Source organism: Syntrophothermus sp. (assembly GCF_013314835.1).
Classification (GTDB): domain Bacteria; phylum Bacillota; class Syntrophomonadia; order Syntrophomonadales; family Syntrophothermaceae; genus Syntrophothermus; species Syntrophothermus lipocalidus.
Window position 1 is genome coordinate 1 of sequence record NZ_JABUEX010000116.1, and the last position, 3866, is coordinate 3866.

At 51.0% G+C, this 3866-nt stretch carries 2 protein-coding genes and 1 CRISPR repeat array; both genes read right to left on the minus strand.

Features of this window, described 5'->3' with window-relative positions; all coding sequences use genetic code 11:
* Positions 1-78 precede the first annotated feature (78 nt).
* Complete coding sequence (locus HPY90_RS15200; protein WP_287195739.1) at positions 79-2460, minus strand: AAA family ATPase; 2382 nt, start codon at positions 2458-2460, stop codon at positions 79-81.
* Positions 2461-2483: 23 nt separating this feature from the next.
* On the minus strand, positions 2484-3188 hold the full coding sequence (gene cas6 / locus HPY90_RS15205; protein WP_287195741.1) for a CRISPR-associated endoribonuclease Cas6: 705 nt from the start codon (positions 3186-3188) through the stop codon (positions 2484-2486).
* A gap of 49 nt (positions 3189-3237) precedes the next feature.
* Positions 3238-3866: a CRISPR direct-repeat array (repeat unit 30 nt; unit sequence GTTTTCATACCTTATAGGTTCCTTAAAAAC).

Sequence of the window (3866 nt, forward strand, 5' to 3'; positions counted from 1 at the left end):
TTCAATATGATGGATGCTTCAGCATCACTTTCATCTTGAAGGATTATGGATAGTATTTCTATCATGAATTGAGCTTTTTCAATTATTTTTGCACTCGACTTGACATAAGCAATTACTTTGCATAATTTCCGATACCGCCCTGCTGATTTCATGCAGCACCCGGTAGCCGAACTTGCAGAGCGGCGGCACGGCTTTTGTTTTTGCTCCCTGTTCCCACCATTCCTGTTTGCCCACCAGAACCAGCTTTTCCTGCGCTCTGGTAAAGCCGGTGTATACCAGCTGGCGGTGCATTCCTTCCTGCCCGATAAACACCAGCACCGGCCATTCTCCGCCCTGGCTTTTGTGAACTGTCACGCAGTATGCCTGTTCCAACCAGTAAGGCAGTTCGCTGATGGTGTACGGCACTTCATGTTCTTCGCCTTTCACCTGGAATTTTACCCAGACGGTTTCGCCGTCTGCCCGGGTGACTGTGCCCCGGTAACCGTTGAAGATGTTCACGCGGCGCCCGGGGTGCCGCAGGCTGTCCTTCGCGTTCAGGTCGGCGTAGTCGTTCTCCACGCAGATCACCGGGTCGCCCACCCACAGCCTGGTGCCGGGGATTTCTTCTCCGTCCGGGTTCCAGACCTCACGGAGAACAGGGGCCAGAAAGTCCGCGCCAGCGCCAAAACCCCCGGCATATCTGGTCGGGGTGACGAATAAAACCTGTCCCAGCATATACCCGCTGTTTTTCAACTGCTCGGCAATTTCTTTGATCTTATCTGCTTGCGGCTGATTATTATGCAGAATTATGGTTTTGTTATCTATATGCCCGCAGTCAAATACCCCTTCATTGCGGACTTTGCGCGCTAAGGACAGGATCAGGCTGTCGCTGCGGTAGTTTCCGGTCAGCCGGCATACCGGAATGTGTTTGCTGAGAATATTGATAAAATGGTCAAACAAGCCGCCTGGCCCGACCGGCGGCAGCTGTTCCGGGTCTCCTGCCAGCACCAGGCGGGCAGGTTTGTGTTTCAGGCTGTGCAGCAGAGCGGAAAAGGCAATCATGTCGCACATGGACAATTCGTCCACAAACACAATCGCTTCTTCTGCCAGTTCAACCGCCGGGCCTGCTCCGTTTCCAACGCCTTCACTGATCAGGTAGTCCTTCACTTCTTCAGGTATTCTGGCAAAGCGGTGAATGGTGCAGGCTGTCGCCTGCGGCAGCTTCTGCGACAATCGGTCGGCGGCGACGGCAGTTGGCGCCAGCAGCACAACTTGTTTTCCTGCCTGCTGTAAAGCCGACGCCATTTTTATAATAGTGTGCGATTTGCCGCTGCCTGCCTGTCCGGCCCAGACAGTGACCGGGTTTTTCAGGGCGGTCCGGACGGCTTCAAGCTGGTCGCTGTCCAGGCCGTCCGGAATGGCTGTATCTATCTGCGGCGGCGGCTGCTGGATTCTGGCCGCCAGCAGTTCTGCGGCGGAGCGTTCAGCGAAATACACCCGGGCAGGGTACAGCAGTTTTGCGTCACCTGCCGCTTTCTTTTCTGCTTGAGATCGGTCTGCTGACAATTCCAAATATAAAGGTAAACGGTCTCTTTTTATTTCCGCCTCGAACTGGTGACAGCAGACTGCCCGGCCGTAAACTGTGCCGTACATCAAATCTGGATTGAAAAACATCTGCTGAAAAACGCTTTCTTTAACAGGAGCGCCCATCAGTTTTTCTTGCAAGCCCCTGGTTTTTCGATGGACTTCCTTTAAAGGCATGCCGCAGTCCCCGTTTCGGGCGGCGTGCCAGACAACAGCCATCGCGTAGCTGTACAGCTGGGTTTCCGGGCTGGACCGGGCTTTGCCCAGATTTTCGGCCAGTTTTTGCGCGGTCGCCCGGTTTATCCCTTCCACCTGGCAGATCAACCACGGGTGTTCGCGGATGAGTTCATGCACCGCCACGTGCCGGTGGCCTGCCCGGTATTTCAGGGTGTCGTATATCAAAGCTACCCGGTCTATGTCCAGGCCCAGCCCGGCAGATTCCATGATTTCGTAAATTTTGTTCAGGTCTGTGGTGGATATTACCCGCTGGAAACGCCGCAGGAGCAAACGCTGCTCATCATCAAGCATGCCGTCGAGCACAGGCTGCTTTTCCAGCACCGCAGCCATTTTCGCAGTGTCTGCCAGCGAAGCCAGTTCCAGCATTTGCTGCGGGAACACTTTTTTAATATTGCGGCGAAAAGCATCCAATGTGGCCGCACTCATTTCCAGGGTTATGTCGTTTTTATGTTTGGTCCGCAGCACCAGCGCTTTGCCGCGGCGGACATAACACCCGTTGATCCTCACCAGCGTGTTTTTTCTCACATAAGGCGGCAGTTCAGCCGCATGGTCTAAAATTGCCCGTTCGCCCTCATGCGGACCGGTCAGTATGTACAGCCAGGTAGTGGAGTCAGTTTTGCGGGCGGCTTTAGTTATCAATGCCGTTGTAATTTCTCCCAAAGCGTTCTCTCCTTTCTACAATTCTACAAAAGGTCCAGCATCCCGAATCCAATCGAGTTGCCTTTCCCGATTCCAGCTGCCAGGGCCAGTTTCAGCATGTCGTATTCCGCCTCGATTTCGTATATCCCCCAGTTGGCTCCAACCATAAAGCTGCCCCATCTGCTTATCAGCGGCCTTGTTTTCTGCGGGTTCAGATACAGCCGGCCGGCGTATTCTTTTCCGTACAGCGCTTTATATTTTGATCGCAGGTTTGTGCTGATTACCTGGACAAATAACGCGGGGTCTGTTGAGTATAAAATGTCTCGCGACTGGTAGTGTGCCCATACAGGAGATACTGCTTTGAATTTGTTGGTTACCGGTTCGCAGGGAAGTTCGGCTGTCATTGTTGCTGTGAGCCGGGTTTCTCCTATGTTCATCACCGGATCTGCGGAGAGACCTTTCTGAAACGCTTCGATTACGTCGCCGCGCCAGCCCAGGTATAAGACAACCTGGTTATGAGGGGCTACGAAGCCGTCTTCCTGCTTGGTAAGCCCTATCAGCCAGGAGTGCGACAGCGGTTTGAAAATTCTGGGGCCATCGCTGTATGCTATTTGGTTCTCGTGCAGTCTGGCCGCTAATTCTTTGCTGCCCTGGCCGATCTTACTCAGTATTGCTGCTGTTAATAATTTGCTGTAATGAAGCGGAATGGTTCCTTCTGCCCTCGCAATCAACATAAGTTTGCTAAACATTTTTTCAGCCTCCTTTTTATTTTGGCGTTCGCCTGGGAAACAGCTATATGTTTTCATACCTCATAGGTTCCTTAAAAACGGTTGACGCACTGAGGAAACTGCGCCGAAGGGGGCGGTTTTCATACCTTATAGGTTCCTTAAAAACTTGATAAATTTATTCTCCTGATGGCAAAGATGGGGAGTTTTCATACCTTATAGGTTCCTTAAAAACTTGAGACATGAATAAAGTTAGAACTACCCGACATGGTTTTCATACCTTATAGGTTCCTTAAAAACCTGGTGAATTCAAGACTCATCTGTACCGCCAAGGGTTGTTTTCATACCTTATAGGTTCCTTAAAAACCCCCTGGCCTGATGAAGCGTTTTGACGGGATCTGAGTTTTCATACCTTATAGGTTCCTTAAAAACTTACGACCCATTACCCGACTTGCGAAAGGTGCGCCCCGCTTGTTTTCATACCTTATAGGTTCCTTAAAAACTACATACTTAACAATTTTAACGTCATTGTAAATAGAAGTTTTCATACCTTATAGGTTCCTTAAAAACCAGGAAAGGAGGGGCGGTCTCGTGTATCCAGTCACTGTTTTCATACCTTATAGGTTCCTTAAAAACTCTTCAGCACTCATGTCCTCGTAGTTTGCCTTCCCGGTTTTCATACCTTATAGGTTCCTTAAAAAC